The 23,133-nt window shown below is 57.2% G+C and carries 15 protein-coding genes; 7 read left to right on the top strand and 8 right to left on the bottom strand.

Annotated features, from left to right (window positions below; genetic code table 11):
• Window positions 1–16 precede the first annotated feature (16 nt).
• From BM036_RS03950 to BM036_RS03925, 6 genes are all read right to left on the bottom strand, one after another.
• Window positions 17–895 (bottom strand): ABC transporter permease, encoded by an 879-nt coding sequence (locus BM036_RS03950; protein ID WP_091848928.1) that lies wholly within the window; start codon window positions 893–895, stop codon window positions 17–19.
• The gene (locus BM036_RS03945; RefSeq protein ID WP_218144763.1) at window positions 892–1,827 is read right to left on the bottom strand and encodes an ABC transporter permease; all 936 of its coding nucleotides are present in this window, start codon (window positions 1,825–1,827) and stop codon (window positions 892–894) included. The genes BM036_RS03950 and BM036_RS03945 overlap by 4 nt, the downstream gene beginning before the upstream one ends.
• Before the next feature lie 103 nt (window positions 1,828–1,930).
• Window positions 1,931–3,514, bottom strand: a complete 1,584-nt coding sequence (locus BM036_RS03940; protein ID WP_091848926.1) for an ABC transporter substrate-binding protein — start codon at window positions 3,512–3,514, stop codon at window positions 1,931–1,933.
• A 54-nt stretch (window positions 3,515–3,568) separates the two neighbouring features.
• Window positions 3,569–4,582 carry an ABC transporter ATP-binding protein gene (locus BM036_RS03935; RefSeq protein ID WP_091848925.1) on the bottom strand — a complete coding sequence of 338 codons (1,014 nt, stop codon included), beginning with the start codon at window positions 4,580–4,582 and terminating at the stop codon, window positions 3,569–3,571.
• Entirely contained in the window at window positions 4,582–5,655 is a 1,074-nt protein-coding gene (locus tag BM036_RS03930; RefSeq protein WP_091848924.1) for an ABC transporter ATP-binding protein, read from the bottom strand. The genes BM036_RS03935 and BM036_RS03930 overlap by 1 nt, the downstream gene beginning before the upstream one ends.
• Window positions 5,656–5,735: 80 nt before the next feature.
• Entirely contained in the window at window positions 5,736–6,377 is a 642-nt protein-coding gene (locus BM036_RS03925; RefSeq protein ID WP_177185983.1) for a TetR/AcrR family transcriptional regulator, read from the bottom strand.
• A gap of 237 nt (window positions 6,378–6,614) precedes the next feature.
• Here BM036_RS03925 and BM036_RS03920 point away from each other — a divergent pair, with 237 nt between their 5' ends.
• From BM036_RS03920 to BM036_RS03910, 3 genes are all read left to right on the top strand, one after another.
• Window positions 6,615–9,914 (top strand): carboxyl transferase domain-containing protein, encoded by a 3,300-nt coding sequence (locus tag BM036_RS03920; RefSeq protein ID WP_091848922.1) that lies wholly within the window; start codon window positions 6,615–6,617, stop codon window positions 9,912–9,914.
• Between the two features lie 46 nt (window positions 9,915–9,960).
• The gene (locus BM036_RS03915) at window positions 9,961–11,670 is read left to right on the top strand and encodes an AMP-binding protein (RefSeq protein ID WP_091848921.1); all 1,710 of its coding nucleotides are present in this window, start codon (window positions 9,961–9,963) and stop codon (window positions 11,668–11,670) included.
• A gap of 61 nt (window positions 11,671–11,731) precedes the next feature.
• Entirely contained in the window at window positions 11,732–15,019 is a 3,288-nt protein-coding gene (locus tag BM036_RS03910; RefSeq protein WP_091848920.1) for an acetyl-CoA carboxylase family protein, read from the top strand.
• Window positions 15,020–15,137: 118 nt separating this feature from the next.
• On the opposite strand, the gene BM036_RS19785 is transcribed toward BM036_RS03910, so the two are convergent.
• Window positions 15,138–16,004 (bottom strand): hypothetical protein, encoded by an 867-nt coding sequence (locus BM036_RS19785; protein WP_143066559.1) that lies wholly within the window; start codon window positions 16,002–16,004, stop codon window positions 15,138–15,140.
• 88 nt (window positions 16,005–16,092) lie between these two features.
• Window positions 16,093–17,451 (bottom strand): hypothetical protein, encoded by a 1,359-nt coding sequence (locus BM036_RS03900; protein WP_091848918.1) that lies wholly within the window; start codon window positions 17,449–17,451, stop codon window positions 16,093–16,095.
• A gap of 299 nt (window positions 17,452–17,750) precedes the next feature.
• Here BM036_RS03900 and BM036_RS19780 point away from each other — a divergent pair, with 299 nt between their 5' ends.
• From BM036_RS19780 to BM036_RS03880, 4 genes are all read left to right on the top strand, one after another.
• A complete protein-coding gene (locus BM036_RS19780) occupies window positions 17,751–18,194 on the top strand; it encodes a hypothetical protein (protein WP_177185982.1) in 444 nt (147 codons plus the stop codon).
• 201 nt (window positions 18,195–18,395) lie between these two features.
• Window positions 18,396–19,220 (top strand): IclR family transcriptional regulator, encoded by an 825-nt coding sequence (locus BM036_RS03890; protein WP_091848916.1) that lies wholly within the window; start codon window positions 18,396–18,398, stop codon window positions 19,218–19,220.
• 372 nt (window positions 19,221–19,592) lie between these two features.
• Complete coding sequence (locus BM036_RS03885; protein ID WP_091848915.1) at window positions 19,593–21,689, top strand: 3-hydroxyacyl-CoA dehydrogenase NAD-binding domain-containing protein; 2,097 nt, start codon at window positions 19,593–19,595, stop codon at window positions 21,687–21,689.
• A 239-nt stretch (window positions 21,690–21,928) separates the two neighbouring features.
• Entirely contained in the window at window positions 21,929–23,113 is a 1,185-nt protein-coding gene (locus tag BM036_RS03880) for an acetyl-CoA C-acyltransferase (RefSeq protein ID WP_091848914.1), read from the top strand.
• Window positions 23,114–23,133: the final 20 nt, after the last annotated feature.

Raw genomic sequence — 23,133 nt, 5'->3', positions numbered from 1 at the left:
TGGGATTTATTCAGGATCAAAGGCCTTTCATGGTTGGATCGAGTGCTACCCTCAGGGATTCTCCCAGCGTATTGAAGGTCAGCGCGGTGATCATGATCATCAAGCCCGGGGCGTACATCTGTTCAGGCGTGATTTCCATATACATATAGGCGCGGGCAAGCATCTGGCCCCAGCTTGGATCGGGGGGCTGGACACCGAGGCCCAGGAAGCTGAGGCTGGCTTCGGCGAGAAGGGCGACCGCCAGGAGTAGCGTGCACTGAACAATCACCGGCTGAATGGCGTTTGGCGTCACATGTTTGACCAATAGACGGGTGGTCGACGCACCAAAGCATCTGGCTGCATCTACATACAGTTCTTCACGGATGACCAGTGTCCTCGCCCTTATCAGTCGGGCCAGGTGAGGTGAGAATACGATGCCCACCGAGATCATCGCGTTCGTCAGGCCTATACCCATGGCCCCGGTGACAGCCACAGCCAAGACAATAGCCGGGAACGAAAGCAAGGTATCGATGACACGGCTGATACCGACATCGACCCAGCCGCCGAGAAAGCCGGCCAGCAGGCCAATAGGTACGCCAATCAGCAAGGCTACCCCCACGGCCAGAAACGCGGCATACACTGATTTGGATGTGCCATGGATAAGACGGCTGAGTACGTCACGCCCCAGATCATCAGTGCCAAGCCAATGCTCTGCGCTGGGCGCCATCAGCATTTTGCTGAAGTCCTGCTCTGTCGGGGAGTACGGAGCAATCCAGGGTGCGAAGATTGCGATCCCAATGATGATCGTCAGTACCAGCAGGCTAACCACTCCCCGCTTGTCCCGCCGGCACCACTGGCCAAACTTGCTGAACAGAGAATCTTCTCTGATTGACATTTCAAGGGCTTGTGTCGTCATACCTGTTGAATCCTTGGGTCCAGAACCGTGTAGAGCAGGTCAGTCACGAGGTTTACCAGGATGACGGTGATGACCATGGCCAGCACCGCACCCTGAACCACAGGGAAGTCGCCTTCCAGCACCGCTTTTACGATGGTGTTTCCCATTCCGGGAATGGCAAATACGGTTTCAACGACCACTGTCGCTGCCAGGGCTTTGTTAAATAGCAGGCTGATAACGGTCAGCAGGTTTACGCTGACGTTCTTGAGACCGTGTTTCCAGAGAATGGCGCCAGGCGATAAGCCCTTGGCGTGTAACGTACGGACATGCTGCGAGCTATGAATCTCAACCAGGGAGCTCCGCAGTTGGCGGGCAACTTCGGCAATACCGTTGGTGCAAAGTGCGATAGCAGGCAAGGTGGCAAACCAGATGGCGGAGGTAAAACTCTCGCCTGGGCTTGTAAAACCTGTTGCGGGGAACCAGTTCCAGGTCAGCGCGAACAGGGAAACCAGGACCATACCCAGCCAGAAGTTGGGGACGGCCACACCAAGGGAAGACGCGCCCATAATGGCGCCATCCAGCTTCGAGTTCGGACGACTTGACGCCATAATGCCAAGGGGTACACCAATAACAACTGAGAGAAGTACGGCATAAGCCACTATGAACAGTGTGTTGGGAAATACCCGCGATATGGTTTCGAGCACGGGTTCGCCGCTAAGCAGCGACTCACCGAAATCGCCTTGTACTGCGTTAACCAACCAGTTTCCATATTGGACAAGAAACGGCTGATTCAGGCCGTAAAGCTCACGAATTTCCTGAATTCGCTTCTCACTGGCATTTTCGCCAGCGATGGTGATCGCAACGTCACCTGGTACCAGTTGCAATAACGAAAACACCAGGAAGGTGGCGAGAATCATGATGGGAATCGCCTGTACCAAGCGATTCAGCAGCATAAGCTGTTTGGTCCGAGACATCATAATCAGTCCGACGTGAAAAAGAGTAGATAGCGGTCAGAGTAAGGGGGGCAATGCCGCTTACCCTGACCGATCACACTTGTTAGCTTTCCAGATAAACGTGTTCGAACTTGGGCTTACCAAGCAAATTGGTCTGCAGGTTATTGACCTTGTCCGTGTGCGCCATGATGTCCTGGCGGAAGGCGAGGGGAACAACCAGCGCGTTCTCCATGACGATGCGCTGTACGGTAGAGAAGGCTTTCTTCCGTTCCTCAATATCATTGGTGCTGCGGGAGGCACGGATAGCATCCATCAACCCTTCTGGCGGTTCTACCTTGCCAGCATTGAAGTACGAATCACCGGCATACAGCAGCGCATAGGTCAATGAGGGGTCCGGACGACCGGTCCAGGCGGAGACCAGGAAGTCACCTTCACCCCGGGCAAAGTACGCGGCAGACATATCCGAGATAGTTCCGGTCTTGAAGCGGCCTCGGATTCCCACGTCCTTGAGCATGGCCATAAGGATTTCCTGTCGTTGAACCGATCCCTGATCGTTGTAACCGCGCATATCCAGGTCGATTCCGTCGGGGTACCCGGCCTCAGTCAGCAACTGGCGGGCTTTATCGGGATCGTAGGGATAGAGTTTCGCCACGTCGGCATCATAGGCCCAATGCGAAGATGGCAGGTTCATATAAGCTGGCTCGCCTGCACCATGCATTGAGGCCCTGACCAGGGCTTCTCGGTCAATAGCGTAGTTGAGCGCCTGGCGTACCTTCACGTTGCTCAGCGGACCTTTGGAATGGTTCAGGTAGATCTGGAAACAATAAACCGTCGAGCCTGATACGCCTTCGACGGATCCGCCACGCTCAATCAATGGCTTTTGGCGCCCCTCAAGCTGGTACGCCAGGTCGTTTTGCCCGGACATGACCGATCGCAGGCGCGTAGAGCTGTCTGTGATGATCCGGAAAGTAATGCCGTCTACCAGGGGGCGCTCGTTTTTCCAGTAATCAGGGTTGCGCTCAAGGGTAATGCTGTCCCCATCGTTCCATTCGACGAATTTCATCGGACCGGCACCGACAGGGTTGCGATCAGAGTCTTCGCCAAATTTCTTAATGGCGCTCGGTGAGACCATCATTCCGGCCCGGTCCGAAAGAACCAGCGGCAGTGAGGTGTCGGGTGCCTTGAGGTTCAGTTTGACCTGGTAAGGCGCACTGACTTCGACACTTTCTACGGAGGCCAGGTCTGCGCGAATATTGGAACGGGGATCGGTGCGGTTGCGATCAAGGTTGAACTTCACCGCTTCGGCGTCGAGGGTTGTACCGTCATGGAAGGTGACCCCCTCGCGGATGTTCAGGACGAGCGTTTGTGGGTCCGGATACTCCCAGCTTTTTGCGAGGCCGGGAATCGCCTTGAGAGTGTCGTACTCCCAATCGACCAGCGTGGCAAAGACCGGGAACAAAAAGACGTGATCGGACCCGGACCCGCCGGTAGCGGGATCCATGCTGGAAGGATTGGCCGCGGCGCCGACACGGAGCGTCCCCCCATTGTCTTTAACTTTCGCGAGCAAGGCCGAGGGGCCCGCCATGCTGGCAACGGCAGCGGTTCCCGCCATCAGCCCCAGGAATTCCCGGCGCCCAAGTGTAAAACCATTACCTTTTGCAACTACGGATTTGTCTTTACTTCGCATAGGGGTACTCCCTTTTTGTGATTGTTCTGTGGGTTCTGTGAACTGCTTTCGTTGTCACACTTCTTGCTCAAGGCCTTCCAGTTTGGCGTAGTGGCACGCGACCCAATGTTCGGGAGCGATTTCACGCCATTCAGGAACGTCTGTCTGGCACCTGTCGGTGGCGAACGGACAACGGGTACGGAAGCGGCAGCCGCTGGGTGGGGAGACCGGGCTTGGTATTTCTCCCTGCAAATGGATGCGCCTGTCTTCTCGCATATCGCTGGGTACCGGGCGGGGCTCAGCCGACAACAATGCCTGGGTGTAAGGGTGTAGCGGCTTTTCGATGACGGTGTCAGTGGGCCCCAGCTCCATCATGTTGCCAAGGTACATGACTCCCACCCGTTGGCTGACATGGGCGACCACTGAGATGTCGTGGGTAATAAACGCGTAGGTCAGGCCCAGCTCTTCTTGCAGATCCGCAAAAAGGTTTAGTATCGAGCCGCGTACTGACACGTCCAACGCTGCCACTACTTCGTCACAAACGATGAACTGGGGGTGGACGGTCAGCGCTCGCGCAATATTAATGCGTTGCTTTTGTCCCCCGGACAGCTCGTGGGGATAACGAAGGGCTATTTCAGGAGCCAGGCCCGCCCGCTCAAGTGAGGCCAGCGCCGTTTTGCGCCGGGATTCACGGGTGCCTTCGTTCTGGATCTCCATGGGCTCAACCAGGCTCTGCAGAATGGTCATGCGGGGGTTCAGAGCTGCATGGGGGTCCTGGAAGATGATCTGGTAGTTTTTGCGAAGTCGCTTGTACTCGTTGGCCGATAACTCGGAAATATCGGTCTCCCCATAGCGTAGGGTGCCGTCTGTGGGCTTCAAAAGACCAACGAGCGCTCGACCCACCGTGGATTTTCCCGAACCGGACTCTCCGATAATCCCCAGCGTTTCACCGGAGCGTATCTGGAAGCTCACTCCATCCACCGCTTTAACGGTTTGTCCGCCCTTGAGCGGAAAATGAATCTTCAGGTTGTCGACCGTCACGATATTGTCGGTGTTCGGCCCCGTGGACTGACTGACAGTGACACCCATTAGACCGCCCCCTCGAGTTTCAGCTGCGTTGCCTTGTGACATCGGGCGTGTCGTTGCCGATCGATTTCCGTCATGGTCTGGTATCGCTCACAACCCTCACTGGCGTGCGGGCATCGAGCCTGAAAGCGGCACCCCTCAGGCATGGCGTTCGGTGAGGGGACCCGACCGGGGATGAACGGAAGTCTTCCGCCACGGTCGCTGAGCCGGGGGAGTGAACGCAAGAGGCCGGACGTGTAAGGGTGGCCCGGGCGCCGGAGTACGTCGTCCACGGGGGAGGTCTCGACGACCTCGCCGGCATACATGGTGATCATCCGGCTGCAGGTTTCAGCCACAACACCGAGGTCGTGTGTAATGAACAGCAAGGCGGCGCCGGTGTTTTCGCTCAGTTCCGTCAGCAGATCGATGATCTGCGCCTGTACCGTAACGTCCAGCGCCGTGGTGGGCTCATCCGCGATAATCAGTTTTGGCTTGCAGATCAGCGCCATCGCGATCATGACTCGCTGGCGCATCCCGCCGGAGAACTGGTGGGGGTACTCGTCCACCCGGGTTTCGGGCGAAGGTATCCCGACATCCTTCAGTGCCTGGATGGCACGCTCCCTGGCTTCTGCCGGGGGTACCGGGTAGTGCGTGCGAAGCGTCTCGACAAGTTGCTGCCCAACAGTGAATACAGGATCCAGCGCAGTCATCGGCTCCTGGAATATCATGCTGATGTCGCGACCCCGGATGGCACGGACTTCTTTGGGGCGCATGGACATAAGGTCACGGCCATCAAACCGGATTTCTCCGTCGATGATCGCTGTGCGCTCGGGTAACAGGCGGAGTAGGGAAAGGCCGGTAACCGACTTGCCGCAGCCGCTCTCTCCGACGACGCCGACCCGCTCGCCGGGGGCGACAGTAAAGGAGACGTCGCGGGTCACATGGGTGATTCCGTCACGGCCCCGGAAAGAAATGCTCAAACCACGCACATCGAGAATGGGCGTCACACTAGCATTGGTGGATTGCCCGGCCTCCGCCGGCGATCCCGCAGGCCGGGCATCGAAGCCCGAAGCCTGCTCGTTCGATGCAACTAACATGTTTCCTCCACGCACCCGAATCCAGTCCGGGCTGTTTGTTCTTGTTTCGTAGAGTAGTGTCGAGTGAGCGGTCAGATCACTCAGGCACCGTAGGCAGCCTTTATCGTTCTCTTCGTCGCTGCGTAGTGGTTTTTCAGTCTTTTGATTCCCGAGAACTGGGTAATCGGTGAACCGAAATACCATAGTGGGGTAATCATCAGAACCACATCCTTTACCGGGGTGTCGGTTCGGTACTCGCCGGCACCAATGGCAATCTTTACGCCGTGTGTCACGCATTCTTCAAAGAAGCGGGACATTTCACCGATACCTTCAACCACTTCCGTGTCCACCGAGCTGAAATCAAATCGAGCACGGGAGGAAAGGCTCCAGGGAGTTCGTTCGTCACCTGGTTGATTGAACTCGTGAAACCGATCCCGGGCGTCTTCGAATAAAAGGTCAATCCGGTCCTCCAGTGAGAGCCCGGGCTTCAGCCAAATGCCTTCGAGCTTTTGGCGTACTTCCTCAAAGGTGTCTGCAAATACCTCCTTGACCAGTTCGGCCTTATTGCCGAAGTGGTAATGCAGGTTTGCGCGGGTTGAACCGACTTCCTTTGCAATATCGCCGTAACTGACTGCATCGACCCCCCGGGTGATGAACAGGCGCCTGGCGACCTCCAGGATGCGTGCCCGGGTGTCGCTCGCTTTAGCGCGTGATGGTGCAGGGGACGTGACAGTTGCTGGCATGAATTCTCCGTTAGCGGTTCTCGGCATCCCTTATCATTGCCAATTACTGACTTGCTTGCAAGTCAGTTTTTTTTGGATAAAACTGACTGACGTGTAAGTAAGTGAGAGTGGTAGCTGTTCCGCTGGGCGTCAAGTGAATCACCTCAATAATACCAGCGAAGCGGGGAGAGGCGCCTGGTTTGCCTGGCCTTGGCTGCCGATCTGATAACAAAGCCAATAATCGGAAGAGGTCATCCTGTGAAGTTCAAAAAACTGCTGATTGCCAATCGTGGTGAAATTGCTATCCGAATTGCCCGGGCCGCCTCTGAGATGGGGCTGGAAACCGTGGCCATCTATTCCGAGGATGACCGGGATTCCCTCCACCTTGCCCATGCGGACTACACAGTATGCTTGCCCGGAAAAGGCGCTCGCGCTTATCTGGATATCGACGCGATTATTCAGGCCGCGAGGGAGATATCGGCGGATGCCCTGCACCCGGGTTATGGCTTCCTCAGTGAGAATGCCGAACTGGCAAGACAGTGTGGCCGACACAACATCACCTTTATTGGACCTGATCCCGCTACGCTGGAAGAGCTGGGTGACAAGGCGGCTGCGCGAGCGCTTGCAGAGCACTGTGACGTGCCCGTCGTCCCTGGTACCAAGGGCCGTACTTCATTAAACGATACTCGCGAGTTTGCAGCGAGCCTTGGCAGTGATGTGGCGGTGGTTATCAAGGCCATTTCCGGTGGTGGCGGTCGTGGTATGCGGATTGTGTTGCCAGGCGAAAACCTGGAAGAGGCCTACCGGGCATGTGCCCGCGAAGCCAAAGCTGCATTCGGGAACGAGGGGCTTTACGTTGAGCGCCTGGTCCGAACGGCCAGGCATATTGAAGTTCAGGTACTCGGAGATGGACGCGGTAACGCGGTTCACCTGTGGGAAAGGGAGTGCAGCCTGCAGCGTCGTAACCAGAAACTCGTCGAAGTCGCCCCAAGCCCGACGTTGGCAGCTGCAACCCGAGACAGGCTGTTGGATGCGGCACTGCGAATGGCGCGACATGTTAACTATGCCGGATTGGGTACCTTTGAATTCCTGGTGGACGAAAATGGCCGGGATTTTTTCTTTATAGAAGCGAATCCCCGGCTTCAGGTGGAGCATACGGTCACCGAAGAAATTACTGGTGTTGACCTTGTCCAGTCACAGATCGCGGTCCTGGGTGGTGCAAGCCTGGCAGGACTTAATCTTTCGCAGACTGAGATACCTGATCCGAAAGGCTACGCGATTCAGTGCCGGGTAAACATGGAATCCATGGACGCTGATGGCTCCACCCACCCCAGTGGAGGCACCCTTGAGACGTTCGAGCCGCCTTCCGGGCCAGGTATTCGTGTCGACACCTTCGGGTACCGGGGGTACACCACCAGCCCGCACTTTGACTCACTGTTAGCAAAGCTGATCGTTCACACGGGAGCACGGCAATACGGGCAAGCCGTTCGTAAGGCCTACCGGGCCCTTTGTCAGTTCCGGGTTGAGGGCGTCAAGACGAATGCCTCTTTTCTGCAGGCGCTCCTGAGTCGCGAGGACGTTGCTGAAAACCGTATATATACACGGTTCGTTGATGATCATATGGCGGACCTTGTCGCCGAGGCAGGGCAGAGCCATCCACAGTTGTTCCGTACTTCCGATGTCGCCAAAGACACGAACAAACCCGCTGTTCAACAACAAGCTCCGGAAGGGAGCGAACCTGCCTCCGCTCCCATGCAGGGCCAGCTGGTAACCACGTTGGTGGCTGAAGGTGATCTCGTGGCCAAAGGGCAGACCCTGGCGATCCTTGAAGCAATGAAGATGGAGCATGAAATAAAGTCGCCGACAGCAGGCCTTATCCGGCGGCTGCCCTTGGGTGAGGGTGACTACGTCAATGAAGGGCAGGCCATCGCCTTTATTGAGCCTGGCGAAACGGACGTGGACGAAGAGAAAACTGAGCAGAAAATCGACCTTGATTACATTCGTCCGGATCTGGCTGAAGCCATGGAGCGTCACGACCTGACACTGGACAAGGCGCGACCGGATGCGGTTGCCAAGCGTCACAAGCTGGGCATGCTCACGGCGCGCGAAAACATCGGCAATATCTGCGACCCAGGCAGCTTCATGGAGTACGGGGCCCTGACCTTTGCTGCTCAGCGGCGCCGGCGCTCCGTCGAGGACCTGGTTCGCTCGACCCCGGCTGACGGCCTGGTGGCCGGTGTGGGTGCAGTGAATGGTGAAATGTTCGATGAAGACCAGGCCCGGTGTGCTGTATTGGCCTACGATTACACCGTGCTGGCTGGCACTCAGGGGACCATGAACCACAAGAAAACGGACCGTGTGTTACAGGTGGCCGAAGAGCAGCAGCTGCCGGTCATATTTTTTGCCGAAGGGGGTGGCGGGCGACCAGGCGATACGGATAACGGCACCAAGGTGGCTGGCCTCGATCAGCCCAGCTTCCTTCAGTACGCAAGGTTAACCGCACTGGCACCTCGTATCGGGATTGTTTCTGGTCGTTGTTTCGCAGGGAACGCGGTGTTTGCTGGCTCCAGTGACCTGTTGATCGCCACCAGGAACGCCAGCCTGGGGATGGCCGGTCCGGCCATGATCGAGGGCGGCGGGCTCGGCGTCTATTCGGCAGAAGAGGTCGGCCCCATGTCGGTACAGGTTGCCAATGGCGTCGTGGATTGCCTGGTCGAGGACGAGCGGGAAGCCGCTCAGGTCGCCCGCCAGATCATGTCTTACTTCCAGGGCAAGCTGCCGGAGTGGACCTGTGCAGATCAGAGGCTGCTTCGATCCAGTATTCCGGAGAACAGGTTGCGCTCCTATGACATTCGGTCATTGATTCGTACGTTGGTCGATACCGACAGCTACCTTGAACTCCGGCCGGAGTTTACACCAGGTATGGTAACGGCCTTCGCTCGTATCGAGGGGCGCCCGGTTGGTTTGATTGCCAACGATCCGCGCCATCTGGGCGGAGCAATTTGTGCGAATGGAGCTGATAAGGCGTCCCGCTTCATGCAGCTTTGTGATGCCTATGATGTGCCGCTGGTCAGTCTGTGTGATACACCGGGGTTCATGGTCGGTCCCGAGGCTGAGAAAACCGGCCTGGTTCGTCATACCACCCGGATGTTCGTAACCGCTGCCAGCCTACAGGTTCCCGTGCTTTCCATTGTTCTTCGCAAAGGTTATGGCCTGGGTGCCATGGGCATGACGGCAGGTTCTTTCCATGCGCCGTTCTTCAACGTGGCCTGGCCCACTGGTGAATTTGGCGGAATGGGGCTCGAAGGTGCCGTTCGCCTTGGCTATCGCAATGAAATTGCCAATGCCGGTGATGAGGCCGCGCAGAAAGCCATGTTCGAGAAGCTGGTGGCGGAACAGTACGAGAAGGGGAAGGCCCTGAGTATGGCGGTCTCCCTGGAGATTGATGCGGTTATTGATCCGGCCGAGACCCGTAACTGGATCCTTCGTGGCCTCAAATCGGTCAGGAAACCTGGTCCACGCATTGGACGCCGACGCCCGATGGTAGACACCTGGTAACGTCTTCAGAAACGCTGAGAGTAACAAAAACAAAAGGAAGACCAGCATGAAACAGCCACAAGAAATCTTTGATCAGATGGTATCGGAAGGGGATGTGCCGCTCTATCAGTTGAAACGGCATGCCTCTGAAAACGGCGACAAGGTATTTATCCACTACGGGGAAACGGGCGAAAAGCTGACGTTCAGGGAGATGCATGACCGGAGCGAGGAGATCGCCCGTGGACTGGCTTCCCTGGGCATCGGACGGGGTCAGCCGGTAAGTGTACTCACCAGTAATTCATTACTCGCCGCGATTTCAATGTTTGCCTGTTGGCAGGTCGGGGCCATCTATGCGCCGATCAACTTCAACCTCAGGGGCAAGCTGCTCAGCTATCAGATAAATGATACCGCGGCTCCTGTTCTGATTACTGACCCGTCCTTTGGGCCGGAACTGGACAAAATCGGTCCAGACATTACGCCAGACCATGTCGTAATCGGTCCGGACACCTCCGGTGAGACCAGTGAGTCTGGCGTTGAGTTGCCAAAGTCGACGGTACATCGGCTTGATACCCTGACGACGTCCGGCATCTCACTGGCTGATCCTGAGCTTGGTCCGTTTGACCCGGCGACCATTATCTATACCTCCGGAACGACCGGGCCCGCCAAGGGCGTTTTGCTGCCTTTCCGCTGGATCAATCAGTACGCCTTTGCGGGACGCAGCCAATGGACATCGGAGGATGTGGTGTATTGCGATTTACCGATGTATCACGTTGGTGGCGCCTACGCGCTTCTGGTAAAAGCGGTCTGGAAGGGTAACACCGTGGGCCTGTGGAACCGGTTCAGTCCCTCCGAGTTCTGGTCCCGGATCCGCGAGTGCGGTGCAAGCGCCGGAATTCTCCTGGATGTCATGATCCCATGGCTCATGTCCGCACCGCCCTCGGAAGGTGATCGTAACAACACCCTTAATAAGGTGCACATGCAGCCGCTCCCGGCGAACCACCACGAGGTCGCCAAACGGTTCGGGTTTGACTTTGTTACCTGTGGGTTCGGTCAGACTGAGTCGGGGGCCGGCTTTATGGCCATTATCGACCAGTTTGGTGACCAGACAGGTACACCACCTGAACTGTATAAAGGCTTGTCGAAGGCCGAGCTCAGGGCGTCTGCCGAAGCATCAGGACGTCTGGTTGTCAGCGGTAAAACCGCCCTGCCGCCCGGCTTTATGGGCAGGCCGTCGCCGCTGGTGGATGTCGCCATTCTGGATGAGGATGACAATCGCCTCCCTCCTGGCCAGGTTGGCCAGTTGGCGTTCCGACCAAGATTCCCCGGGCTGCTGCTTCAACAGTATCTGAACAAACCTGAGGCCACCCTCAAAGCCTGGCGAAATCTCTGGTTTCACACCGGCGATGCAGTAGTCGAAGAGGGCGACGGCACCTTCCGGTTTGTCGACCGGATGGGGGGCTATTTCCGGGTGCGAGGTGAAAATGTTTCTTCCTATGAGGTGGAGTCCCTGCTTGTGGATCATCCGGACGTTCGGGCCGTAGCGGCCGTTCCGATACCGGCCCAGGAGGGTAATGAAGATGATATAGCGGTGTTCATTGAGCTCAAGGAGGCCGGCACCTGTACAGAGAGCGATATTGCTGCATTTGCCACTGAGAATATGCCGAAATATATGAGACCTCGCCACGTCCGGATTGTGGATGCGCTACCAGTGACGCCTACGAACAAAATAGAGAAGTACAAGCTGAAGCAGATGCTTACTGAATCTCAGGCTCGTTGAGAACCGGGCCAGCTCAGCCGGCTGCCGGGAGACCGATAACAAGATTAAGGTGAACCAAGTAATGGAGAAGATCCTCATCGCCAATCGTGGCGAGATCGCTATCCGGATCATTCGGGCGGCTCGTCAGTTGGGATTTCAGACACTCGCAGTGTATGCGCCTGATGATTCCGAAGCCCTGCATGTCAGCTACGCTGATGATGCCTGCGAACTGCCCGGGGAGGGCGCGGCTGCTTATCTCGATATCGGGGCCATGGTTTCTGCTGCCCGGGATAATGAATGCTGGGCCATCCATCCTGGTTATGGGTTCCTCAGTGAGAACGGTGACTTTGCCAGACGTTGTGAGGATGGTGGCATCCGCTTCATTGGTCCGCGGCCAGAAACCCTGGATCTGTTCGGCAGTAAGGTGCAGGCGCTGAAGCTGGCCTCTGAGCTGGGAGTTCCGGTTATGCCGGGCACTTCAGAGCCGACTTCTCTGGAGCAGGCCAGGGCGTTTGCCCGGGAAAATGGTGGCGCAGTAATGCTGAAAGCGCTGGCTGGGGGTGGTGGCCGGGGCATGAGAGTCGTGAGGTCAGTGGATGATCTCGATGAGGCCTACCAGCGTTGTCGGTCCGAGGCAGAGCAAGCCTTTGGTAATGGTGAGCTCTATGTTGAAAGGCTGCTCCATAACGCACGCCATATAGAGGTGCAGATTGTCGGTGACGGGTCTGGAAAGGTTACCCACCTCTGGGAGCGAGACTGTACGGTGCAAAGGCGTCACCAGAAATTGTTGGAAATCGCGCCAAGCCCGGTGCTGCCTCAATCGATGCGCGAACAGATACTGGACGCCGCACAGACAATGGCGTCGCATGCGCGTTACGAAAACATCGGCACCTTTGAATTTTTGGTGTCCGACGAAGGCTTCTGGTTTATGGAGGCAAACCCCCGTCTGCAGGTTGAGCATACAGTGACGGAGGAGATCACCGGGGTCGACCTGGTTCAGACGCAAATCAGAATTGCTACTGGGAGGTCCCTTTCAGACCTTGATTTGGTATCGGCGCCGCAAGCCAAGGGCTTTGCCATCCAGGCCCGGGTCAACCTGGAAGAGTTCATGGAAGATGGAACAAGTCTGCCCAGGTCCGGGTTGATTACCGGGTTTATTCCGCCGTCAGGGCCGGGTGTACGTGTCGACACTTTTGGTTATTCGGGTTACAACACCAGTCACCGATATGATTCGTTGATCGCTAAGGTGATTGCGCGTGGCGAGAGCTTCCTATCTGCTACCGGAACCCTCACCGGTGCCCTGCGCGAATTCCACATCACTGGCTTGCCTACGAATATTCCGCTTCTCGGGGCAATTCTGGGTCATCCAACGTTTCTTCAGGGTGAGTACAACACATCCTTTATTGAAACCCATCAGTCGGACATACAGGCAGCAATTGGTACCTTTTCACCGCTAGCACCCCCTGCAGCAGAAGACGCGGGTTACGACAAGTCCCATAGTAGTCCGCCGCCCTCATCCCTCCCGATGGGGTACGATCCTGATGAAGCGCTCCATGCCCCTATGGAGGGTATGGTCGTAACAGTCGATGTGGAGGTCGGTGACCTTGTCCAACAGGGACAGCCGCTCGTGGTGATCGAGGCCATGAAGATGGAGCAGTCTGTTCGGGCGGATTACAGCGGCCGGGTTAATGCAGTAACGGCCAAGGTTGGTGATGTCATCAAGGAAAACGACATACTCGCCATTATTGAGCCCGATGACGCCGACTCATCAACTGGCGACAGAATTAAAACTGCCGCTTTACCATTTGGCGAAAAAGACGCAGGCTGGGGTGTCGAAGTTGAAGAAATCCAGCAGCGCCTCACCATGGCGCAACAGATGGGCGGCAAGGACAAAGTCAGTAAGCAAAAAGCTAAAGGCAAGCTCACCGCCCGTGAACGAGTACAGGCATTGGTCGACGAGGGCTCATTTTCGGAGGTCGGTGCACTGACAGGGTTTGCTGAATACGATGAGCAGGGCAATCTGATCAACGTACAACCCGCTAACTTTATCGGTGGCACAGCTCGCCTTGACGGAAGAAAGGTAACCCTCGGAATTGATGACTTCACCTTGCGGGCGAGTTCAGGGGATGCAGCGATTCATGGCAAGCAGATATTCCTGGAAAACTATGCCAGGGATATGCGTCTGCCAGTTGTCCGTTTGCTTGATGGCGCCTCCGGCGGTGGCAGCGTCAAGATGGCGCTGAAGCATGGCTTTCACTACGTTCCCATCAACCCTGGCTGGGATGCCGTAGTCGACAACCTTTCCCTGGTACCAGTGGTTGCTGCAGCCGTCGGACCAACCGTGGGGCTTGGCGCCGCCAGGCTTGCCATGTCGCACCTTGCTGTGATGGTGCGGGGCATCGGCCAGGCGTTTACTGCAGGTCCACCCGTAGTAAAAGGTAGCACTGGTGAAGACCTCTCCCTGGAAGAGCTTGGTGGGGTTGGAATCCATGCTGAGAGCGGAGTGGTTGAACGTCTTGTACAAACAGAGCAGGAAGCCTTCGACGTTATTCGGAAGTTTCTCTCCTACCTGCCACGCAACGTGGACGAACTGCCCCCCAGGCAGGCGTGCAGTGATCCGATAGGGCGGCGCGAAGAGCAGCTGCTCAACGCCATACCCCGGAATTCCAGAAAGCCCTATGACATCCATGGGATTATGGAAGCCATCTTCGATCAGGGATCTGTATTCACCTACTCGGAATATGGAGGCTCGACGGTTACCGCTCTGGCCCGGCTGAACGGTTATCCGGTGGGTGTGCTGGCAACGAACCCGCTCAAGGGTGTCACGATGACCGTAGAGGGGGCTCAGGCTGTTACTCGCCTGGTGGATCTCTGTGACACGTTCCACTTGCCTATTGTCAGCCTGACGGATCAGGGTGGCGTTTCCATCGGTTCTGCGGCGGAGCGCAGAGGCACGATACGCCACGGAGTGAGGGCTATATCTGCCATCTACCAGGCTCGCGTGCCCCAGGCAGAACTGATTCTGCGCAGAATATTCGGTGTGGGCGGTGCGGGTATGGTAAACCGCCATCGGGCCTCGCCCAGTTGGTCCTGGCCGTCGGGCACCTGGGGTTCATTGCCGTCACGGGGCGGTATTGAAGCAGCCTTCAGTGCACAGTTGAATCAGGCGGAGAATCGAGAGCAGGAACTGGAGCGCATCAGTCAGGAAATGGAAAAGATTGCCTCGCCGTTCCGTACAGCCGAGAGCTTTGGCGTGCAGAATATGATCGATCCCAGGGAGAGTCGCACACTGCTCTGCGAGTGGGTCGAGGACGCTTATCGCACGTTACCAAAACAGCTGGGGAAGCCAGCATTCGGGTTGCGTCCTTAAAACGAAGTGCGCACCAGATCTCTGGTTTGAGGTTTTGAAGGCACCCGGGCAATGAGTTAATTGCCCGTGTGCCTTCAGTTGATCCGATGTCAGGCTCTAAAGAACGAGCTCGGTGGGGTTATTTGTCGATTAAAACCAGATCATGCTCTGGAGTTGGCCGCTGGCCTGCTACGGGTACCAGGGCGGCCAGGTCGCTGCCAAACAGTTCTCCGATACGTACCGTTCCTACACGCTCGCCTGCACGCCAGGTAATGGGCTGTCCGTTAGGGGCGCGAACCAGGGTGCCTGGCTCGTGAATGGCCAGTTCGTCACCGGCTTCGAGGCCATTGGCGCGACCGGCCGAGAGGTAAAGGCGGCCATCATCCGCACGGAAGGCTTTCATGGCCCAGGGCGCGATATCAGCGCGCTGGGAGACCAGTTCCAGCAGTTCTTCACCCTGCTTGCCAGAGGTCAGCTCTGTGGCGCTCCAGCGGGCATTGCTGGCGGCGTCGGTAATGGTGACCGCGTTGCCCCCTTCAATGGTGACCACCAGGCGAGCACCCGGGTAAGCGGCCAGGGCTTCGGCGCAGGCCTCAGAGGTGGTGTCTTCGCAGGCCGGGGTGTGGGTCAAGGCGTCGCTCAGTTCTGAGCGAGGAATCAGGCGATAGCCATAGTCGGCAGCCATATTGTCCAGCTCACGATAAAGCGAGTCAGGTGCGCCAATGATGGCGAGATTAGTAGCCAGAGAAGATGGAAACTCAATAATTCGACCGGGCTTTCTACTGTTATCAACGCTCTGGTTCCGCTGTTTGGCGTTGCTTTGATTCTCGTTTCCGCCCTCGGTCCACCGCTCCCAGAATGGCGTGCTCCACTCGGGTTCTTCGTGTCCAAGTGCCTCACTGGCGATTTCTACCTGTTCCTGGGACTGTTGCTGTGAAGCGCAAGCTGAGAGCAATAGAGCGGAGGACAGAGCGGCCAATTTTTTGAGCGAAAAGTGATAAAACATGTTAACTGGGGTCCTTGAAAAACAAAAAGGGCAGCATGGAATTTACCATGCTGCCCGAGTGTCGCTAAAACCAGGTTAACTCGCCAGGTTAGAAGTTAACTGCGAGGTTTGCAGTAACGGCCATGGCGTCATTCTCATCCCAGTCGCCAGCGATGTTGGCCAGAGAGTTGCCAGACAGACCGCCGACTTCATTGTCGGACAGCATACCAGCGGTCAGCCAAGTCTTCACGGCATCGTTCACCTGGTAATGGGCTTGCAGGTCGTAAACCATGGAGCTGTCGTCATCATCACCGTTATCCACGGTCAGGTGGCCAACAGAAGCCTGCAGCTTGAACTGAGGGGTCAGGTTCAGGCCAACACGACCTACGATGAACTGCTCATCATAGTCTTCCAGACCAAGTGTTCCGCCCATCCGGTAGAGGCTAGCGGCGCTTGCGGTAGACTCAGGGTTGGTGTTTACGACACTGGCATAGCTGTCAAAGCCTGAGGAGATCAGGCCGCCATCCTGAGAGCCGATGTACTGGAAATCCAAGTCTGCCATACCGACAGAAGTGCCGAGACGAACATACTGAGACAGGCTGTTATCGGTGAAATACTGGCCATTTTCAGTCGCTGCGGCATCAACACCACCATTTGTAGTGTAGTTAAAGCCAGCTGCGAAGGTTACTGCGTCACCGAGGTTACCGCTTACGTAAGGTGAAAACAGGTGTACATCTTGCAGTGCATAGCTTGCACCACCATAAGGAGTGCCCGCGCCCTCGATTGCCGGAGTGGCAATATTGCCTTCATAATTCTTGAGCCAGTGAACCCAGAGCAAGCCGATGTTCATGTCGGCAGCCTTGGTAATAAGGCCAGCAGCAACCATGTCACCATCATCTTCGTTTTGCAGAGGATTCGTGTCCTGACGACGGTCGTAAAGGGCGACGACAGTACCGACCTGGGTCGGGAAGATGCCGCTGATACGGTCACGGCGGTCGTCACAAACCAGGAAGCAGTTGTTCCAGTTAGCTGCCTGACGACCTACGCGGAGCAGGTTGCCACCCATGGGAATCTGAACGTAACCGAGGTCGAGTCGTACGTTGTCACCCTTGTTGCCGGTGTTGAAGGCGCCGTTGTTGTTGTTACCAACTGGGGTGTTACGGCCGCCGTCACCTGTCCAGCGGTCGCCAGCGAGTTCAATGCTGGTTACCAGTGACACGCCAGATTCGTGCTTGAAGTTACCCTTCAAGCGGATCAGATGGGCGAAACCATCATCAGTGTCACTCTGGTTCGCCAAGGGGTTCTCAGCTTCGTTCTCAACGGCAAATGCAGTTGCCTTGTACTCGACGCCAAAATCAGTTTCGAGAGCATTCGCCATATTGGCGCCGGCGATTGCCATGCCCAGGATGGAAGCGGTTCCCAGTGCCTTGGTCAGCGGGCGGGAAGTGATCTTGCTTTGTTGTGCCATGGTTTTAAACCCTTTTTTTATGTCTAATCGACTCGATTGTTGGACTCAGTGACGCTATTACTGCTTGTTTTTGCTTGTGATTATTCCTTGCTGCCTGATCAAACCTCCGGTTGTTATCCCTGTGGCCAGTTGATGCCAGGCCGTATAAAGCCTGCAGTTATTCTGGTCGACTGCCACCCTGGCTGAATGCATTTTGCAATTCTATCAAGGCGGTTATGGGCGAATGATCAAGTACAGTCTTAGCAGAGAATCCAACAAAGGCAAGGGCCTTGATGGGACAGGATCACACTTTTTGTCGTGTGTCTGATGAGAATCACACTTCCATGGTGCTTTTTTTGTTCTCTGCTCCGACCGCAGCCTGTCACCAGCCACTCAGTCAGGACGCCTTCCATTTAGCAGTCTCCCGGATAGTAGGAATAAATTTTTTGTCATGCAATAGCCTCGGTGACTTTTTTACAGGATTTGTAATGATTTTGTGCTGCACAGTGAAATGGCTGGATTGCCGTGCGTTGCCGTGCGTTGCCGGCAATGGCTCCGGGCTGGAGTCGCCAATCGGTGCGTGGTTCCCCTTCATGTCTGGTGATGGCGGGGTCCTCATGGGAGGGTCGGTGCCAGGCCAGGTCAATTCTGGTTGGCAACTTGTTACGGAATTGACTAAGCTGTTCCGCAAAGCAGAACTCTATACCGAAAAAATATTTTTCTTGTGGGCGGCGTTCCGCATCTGGTCATTATTGGCAGGGTGATGGCACTGGTTTCGCAACGCCGTTCCGGTTTGGCAGGTTTTTTGAAACAAATTCGGAACAGGCCATGGTCGGGACGAAAACGCACAAGTAAAATGCGCGGGTTTCTGACTTTTTCATCTATTTCTGAGTTGCCCTGTGGGCATTGCCACAACCCGGTGCGTGCCGGTGGCTGTCACGGGGCTTTTTGAGGCACCGGAAACTATGACCTTAAGCACTAAAACAAAAGCAGATCTGGTCGAAGCGTCCGCGGATTCCCCGGACAAGCCCGAGAAAGACCGCAAGTTTGTCGAAGCCCTGTCCCGGGGCCTGGATGTACTGCGGGCTTTCAGTCAGGGTTCCGTGATTCTGGGCAACCAGGACATCGCACGGCTGACCGGGCTCCCCAAGCCCACCGTCTCCCGTATGACCTATACCCTCACCAAGCTTGGCTATCTGAGCTACAACCCGGTGCTGGAGAAGTACCAGCTCAGCTCCGGCGTGCTGGCCCTGGGCTATGCCTACGTCTCCAACCTCAAGGTGCGACAGCTGGCCAAGCCTTATATGGACGAGTTCGCGCGCCGCAATAATATGTCCGTGGGACTGACCTGCCGTGACCGTCTACACATGATCTATGTCGAGAACCGCATGCCCCCGGAGGCGTCCCTGCTGCGCATGGAAATCGGTCTGAAGCTGCCCATGGCGACGACCGCCGCGGGGCGGGCCTACTGTTCCTCATTGACCGAAGACGGCCGCAAGATCCTGATGGAAGCCCTGGCCGAGAAGTACGGCCCGGAGGGCTGGCCGGAAAAGAAGAAGGGCCTTGACCAGGCGCTGGAGGACTACCGGGAGCATGGCTTCTGCCTGTCCCTCGGCGAGTGGGACCGCAACATCAATGCCGCCGGTGTGCCCGTGCGCCTGCAGGATGGCACCACCATGGCCCTGACCTGTGCGGCGCCGTCTTACCTGGTGTCCGGTGACAAGCTGCGCAGTTCCATTGCCCATCAGCTCGCAATGCTGGCGAGTGATATCGAGTCGCTCGGGGTTTAATTGTCCTCTGTATAAGCTGACTTCTCCCTGTGGCCGGTCTGGGTTCCCTCTCCCTTGATGGGAGAGGGACAGGGAGAGGGTGGGGGGCGACCCCAGCATTTTGGTTGGCACCCTTCGGGTGCGCCCCCTCTCCCCGGCCCTCTCCCGCGAGGGGAGAGGGTGAAGGTGGCCTGCCCTTGGTCTGGCCTGCGAATAGTCGGCTTTCTGCGAATTTTCCCCTCCCGCTCCATCAGGCGTACAATCGTTGTCCCCAAACACCAACTGGTCGATGTTCAGCCAGCCCAAGGTTGAAACATTCCGCAAATTTGTATTAAATCACCGGTCTGTTTCGCTGAATAAAACTCCATTCCATGTTTTGCGCAAGGAGGATCTATGTCCGACGTCGTAACCTATAACCGGGAAGGCGCCATCGGCGTTATCACCGTCAACTACCCGCCGGTGAACGCCCTGGGGCACGCGGTTCGCTCCGGTATTCAGAACGCCGTACAACAGGGTCAGGATGATGCGGACGCCAAGGCTCTCCTGATCATGGCCGAAGGTCGTACCTTCATGGCCGGCGCTGATATCCGCGAATTCGGCAAGCCCATGCAGGAGCCCGGGCTGCCGGAAGTGGTCAACTTTATTGAAGCCTCTGACAAGCCGGTTGTTGCCGCCATTCATGGCACTGCCCTGGGCGGTGGCCTGGAAGTAGCCCTGGGCTGTCATTACCGCGTAGCGGTACCGAGTGCCAAGGTGGGTCTGCCGGAAGTGAAGCTGGGCCTGCTGCCTGGTGCCGGTGGTACCCAGCGCCTGCCGCGCCTGACTGGTGCCCAGAAGGCCCTTGAAATGATCACCACCGGTGACTTCGTCGCGGCGAAAGATGCCCAGGCGGCCGGTATTATTGATGAAGTGGCCGGCAGCGAGGACGTGAAGGCCGCTGGCCTGGCATTTGCCCAGAAAGTGATTGATGAAGGCAAGCCGGTACGTCGCGTGAGCGAGCTGACCGACAAGCTGGAAGCGGAGAAGGGCAGCGATGTCTTCGACAAGTTCCGTGAAGGCCTGAAGAAGAAGGCCCGTGGCCTGCTGGCACCGTTCAAGTGCACCGACGCGGTTGAAGCAGCGTTTACTTCCTCCTCTTTCGAGGAAGGCATGAAGCGCGAACGTGAACTGTTCGGTGAGCTGATGGAATCCGACCAGCGCGCCGGGCTGATCCACGCCTTCTTTGCCGAGCGTGAAGTTTCCAAGGTTCCGGGCCTGCCGAAAGACACCCCGATCCGTGACATCAAGAAGGTCGGTGTTATCGGTGCTGGCACCATGGGCGGTGGTATCGCCATGAACTTCGCCAACGTCGGCATTCCCGTCACCATCGCGGAAGTGAAGCAGGAAGCCCTGGACAAGGGCCTGGCCATCATCCGCAAGAACTATGAGAACACCGCCAAGAAAGGCCGCCTGACCATGGAACAGGTGGAAGAGCGCATGAGCCTGATCAACGGCACCCTCACCTATGACAACTTTGCAGACGTCGACCTGGTGATCGAAGCCGTGTTCGAGCGCATGGATATCAAGAAGAGCATCTTCAGTCAGCTGGATGAGAAGTGTAAGCCGGGCGCTATCCTGGCCTCTAACACCTCTACCCTGGACATTGACGAGATTGCCTCTGCCACCAAGCGTCCGGAAGACGTGATCGGCCTGCACTTCTTCAGCCCGGCCAACGTTATGAAGCTGTTGGAAATCGTCCGTGGTGAGAAAACCGCTGACGACGTCAAGGCCACGGCCATGAACCTGGCCAAGCGCATCAAGAAGGTGGGCGTACTGGTTGGCAACTGCCACGGCTTCGTGGGCAACCGCATGCTGCACAAGCGTGGTGCCGAAGCCATGGCCCTGGTGAACGATGGTGCCACCCCGCAGCAGGTGGACAAGGTACTGACTGACCTTGGCTTCCCCATGGGTCAGTTTGCCATGGGTGACCTGGCCGGTATCGACATCGGCTACAGCATCCGTGAAGAGCGTCGCAAGGCTGGCGAGGATGTCCCGCCGAGCTGGATGGACAAGCTGGCCGAGCAGGGCCGTCTGGGCCAGAAGACCGGCGCCGGTACCTACAAGTACGAAGAAGGCAACCGCAAGCCGATTCCGGATCCGGAAACCGACAAGCTCATCGCCGAGTTCCGCAAGGAACAGGGCATCACGCCCCGTGAGGTGTCTGACCAGGAAATCCTGGAGCGCTGCATGTATGTGATGATCAACGAAGGCGCCAAGATCCTGGACGAGGGCATTGCCGATCGCTCCCTGGATATCGACATTACCTGGATCTACGGCTACGGCTTCCCGGCCTACCGTGGTGGCCCCATGTTCTGGGCTGACCAGATCGGCCTGGACAAGATCCTGGATGCCATCAAGAAGTACCAAAAGGAAGTTGGCGGCAAGCAGTGGGAGCCGTCTCCGCTTCTGGAAAAGCTGGTTGCTGAAGGCAAGAAGTTCGGCGACCTGTAAACCTTTATCGCTCCGCTGCGGCGTTACCTCCCCTCTCCCCTGGCGGGAGAGGGGTTGGGGGTGAGGGGAAGCAGGCAAACGCCTGGACTTGAATTCCGGCACCCTTCGGGTGCTCCCCCTCACCCTGGCCCTCTCCCTCGTTGGGGAGAGGGAATGCAGGGCGCTGGATCTGGTATTCGCCCTCCAGCTCCCGTGAAGAGCCTCGTCCGCAGCCAACTCAAGTTCAAGAGGACACTCGAATGTCTGATGCAGTTATCGTCTCCACCGCCCGTACCGGTCTGGGCAAGTCCTACCGGGGCGCCCTGAACAACACCCACAGCGTTGATATCGCTGGTCACGTGATCAAGCACGCCGTCGAGCGCGCGGGTATTGATCCGAACATCGTTGAGGACGTGATCCTCGGCGCCACCTTCCACGAAGGTGCCCAGGGCAAGAACATGGCCCGCCTGGCAGCTATCCGTGCCGGCCTGCCGGTGACCACCGCTGGCCTGTCCATCAACCGCTTCTGCTCCTCCGGCCTGCAGTCCATCGCCATTGCTTCCCAGCGCGTTGTGTCCGAGAAGGTTCCGGCGATCGTCGCGGGTGGTGTGGAGTCCATCTCCCTGGTGCAGAACGACAAGTTGAACCAGTTCCACGCCACCAACGAGTGGCTGATGAAGAACAAGCCGGAGCTGTACCTGTCCATGATCGAGACCGCTGACATCGTAGCCCAGCGCTACAACGTCAGCCGTGAAGCCCAGGACGAGTACTCCCTGATCTCCCAGCAGCGCACCGCTGCGGGTCAGGAAGCCGGCAAGTTTGCTGACGAGATCGTTCCCTACGACGCCACCATGCTGGTGAAAAACAAGGAAACCGGAGAGGTCAGCGAAAAGCAGGTCACCCTGGACAAGGACGAGTGCAACCGTCCGAACACGACCATTGAAGGTCTGCAGGGCCTGGACCCGGTACGTGGTGAAGGCAACTTCGTCACCGCCGGCAACGCCTCCCAGCTGTCTGACGGCGCCTCTGTGTGCACCGTGATGAACAGCACCTACGCCGAGAAGAACAACATCGAACCGATGGGCATCTTCCGTGGCTTCGCCGTTGCCGGTTGCGAGCCTGACGAGATGGGTATCGGCCCGGTCTTCGCCATCCCGCGCCTGCTGGAGCGTAACGGCCTGACCATGGACGACATCGACCTGTGGGAACTGAACGAAGCCTTCGCCTCCCAGGTTGTGTACTGTCGCGACCGTCTGGGCATCCCCATGGAGAAGCTCAACGTGAACGGCGGCTCCATCGCCGTGGGTCACCCCTACGGTGTGACCGGCTCACGCCTGACCGGCCATGCCCTCATTGAGGGTAAGCGCCGTGGCGCCAAGTACGTGGTGGTCACCATGTGCATCGGCGGCGGCCAGGGCGCAGCCGGCCTGTTTGAAGTGGTATAAACAGGCGGAATCAGGAGGGG

It is taken from the genome of Marinobacter segnicrescens, from assembly GCF_900111555.1.
Taxonomy (GTDB): Bacteria; Pseudomonadota; Gammaproteobacteria; order Pseudomonadales; family Oleiphilaceae; genus Marinobacter; species Marinobacter segnicrescens.
This window is presented reverse-complemented; position numbering and strand designations above follow the sequence as displayed.

What these genes read in the sequence shown, in the direction of transcription:
- BM036_RS03945 (WP_218144763.1), bottom strand. Translation starts at nt 1,827, where the DNA reads ATGCTGCTGAATCGCTTGGTACAGGCGATTCCCATCATGATTCTCGCC.
- BM036_RS03940 (WP_091848926.1), bottom strand. Translation starts at nt 3,514, where the DNA reads ATGCGAAGTAAAGACAAATCCGTAGTTGCAAAAGGTAATGGTTTTACA.
- BM036_RS03930 (WP_091848924.1), bottom strand. Translation starts at nt 5,655, where the DNA reads ATGTTAGTTGCATCGAACGAGCAGGCTTCGGGCTTCGATGCCCGGCCT.
- BM036_RS03910 (WP_091848920.1), top strand. Translation starts at nt 11,732, where the DNA reads ATGGAGAAGATCCTCATCGCCAATCGTGGCGAGATCGCTATCCGGATC.
- BM036_RS03925 (WP_177185983.1), bottom strand. Translation starts at nt 6,377, where the DNA reads ATGCCAGCAACTGTCACGTCCCCTGCACCATCACGCGCTAAAGCGAGC.
- BM036_RS03900 (WP_091848918.1), bottom strand. Translation starts at nt 17,451, where the DNA reads ATGGCACAACAAAGCAAGATCACTTCCCGCCCGCTGACCAAGGCACTG.
- BM036_RS03880 (WP_091848914.1), top strand. Translation starts at nt 21,929, where the DNA reads ATGTCTGATGCAGTTATCGTCTCCACCGCCCGTACCGGTCTGGGCAAG.
- BM036_RS03890 (WP_091848916.1), top strand. Translation starts at nt 18,396, where the DNA reads ATGACCTTAAGCACTAAAACAAAAGCAGATCTGGTCGAAGCGTCCGCG.
- BM036_RS03885 (WP_091848915.1), top strand. Translation starts at nt 19,593, where the DNA reads ATGTCCGACGTCGTAACCTATAACCGGGAAGGCGCCATCGGCGTTATC.
- BM036_RS03915 (WP_091848921.1), top strand. Translation starts at nt 9,961, where the DNA reads ATGAAACAGCCACAAGAAATCTTTGATCAGATGGTATCGGAAGGGGAT.
- BM036_RS03935 (WP_091848925.1), bottom strand. Translation starts at nt 4,582, where the DNA reads ATGGGTGTCACTGTCAGTCAGTCCACGGGGCCGAACACCGACAATATC.
- BM036_RS03950 (WP_091848928.1), bottom strand. Translation starts at nt 895, where the DNA reads ATGACGACACAAGCCCTTGAAATGTCAATCAGAGAAGATTCTCTGTTC.
- BM036_RS19785 (WP_143066559.1), bottom strand. Translation starts at nt 16,004, where the DNA reads ATGTTTTATCACTTTTCGCTCAAAAAATTGGCCGCTCTGTCCTCCGCT.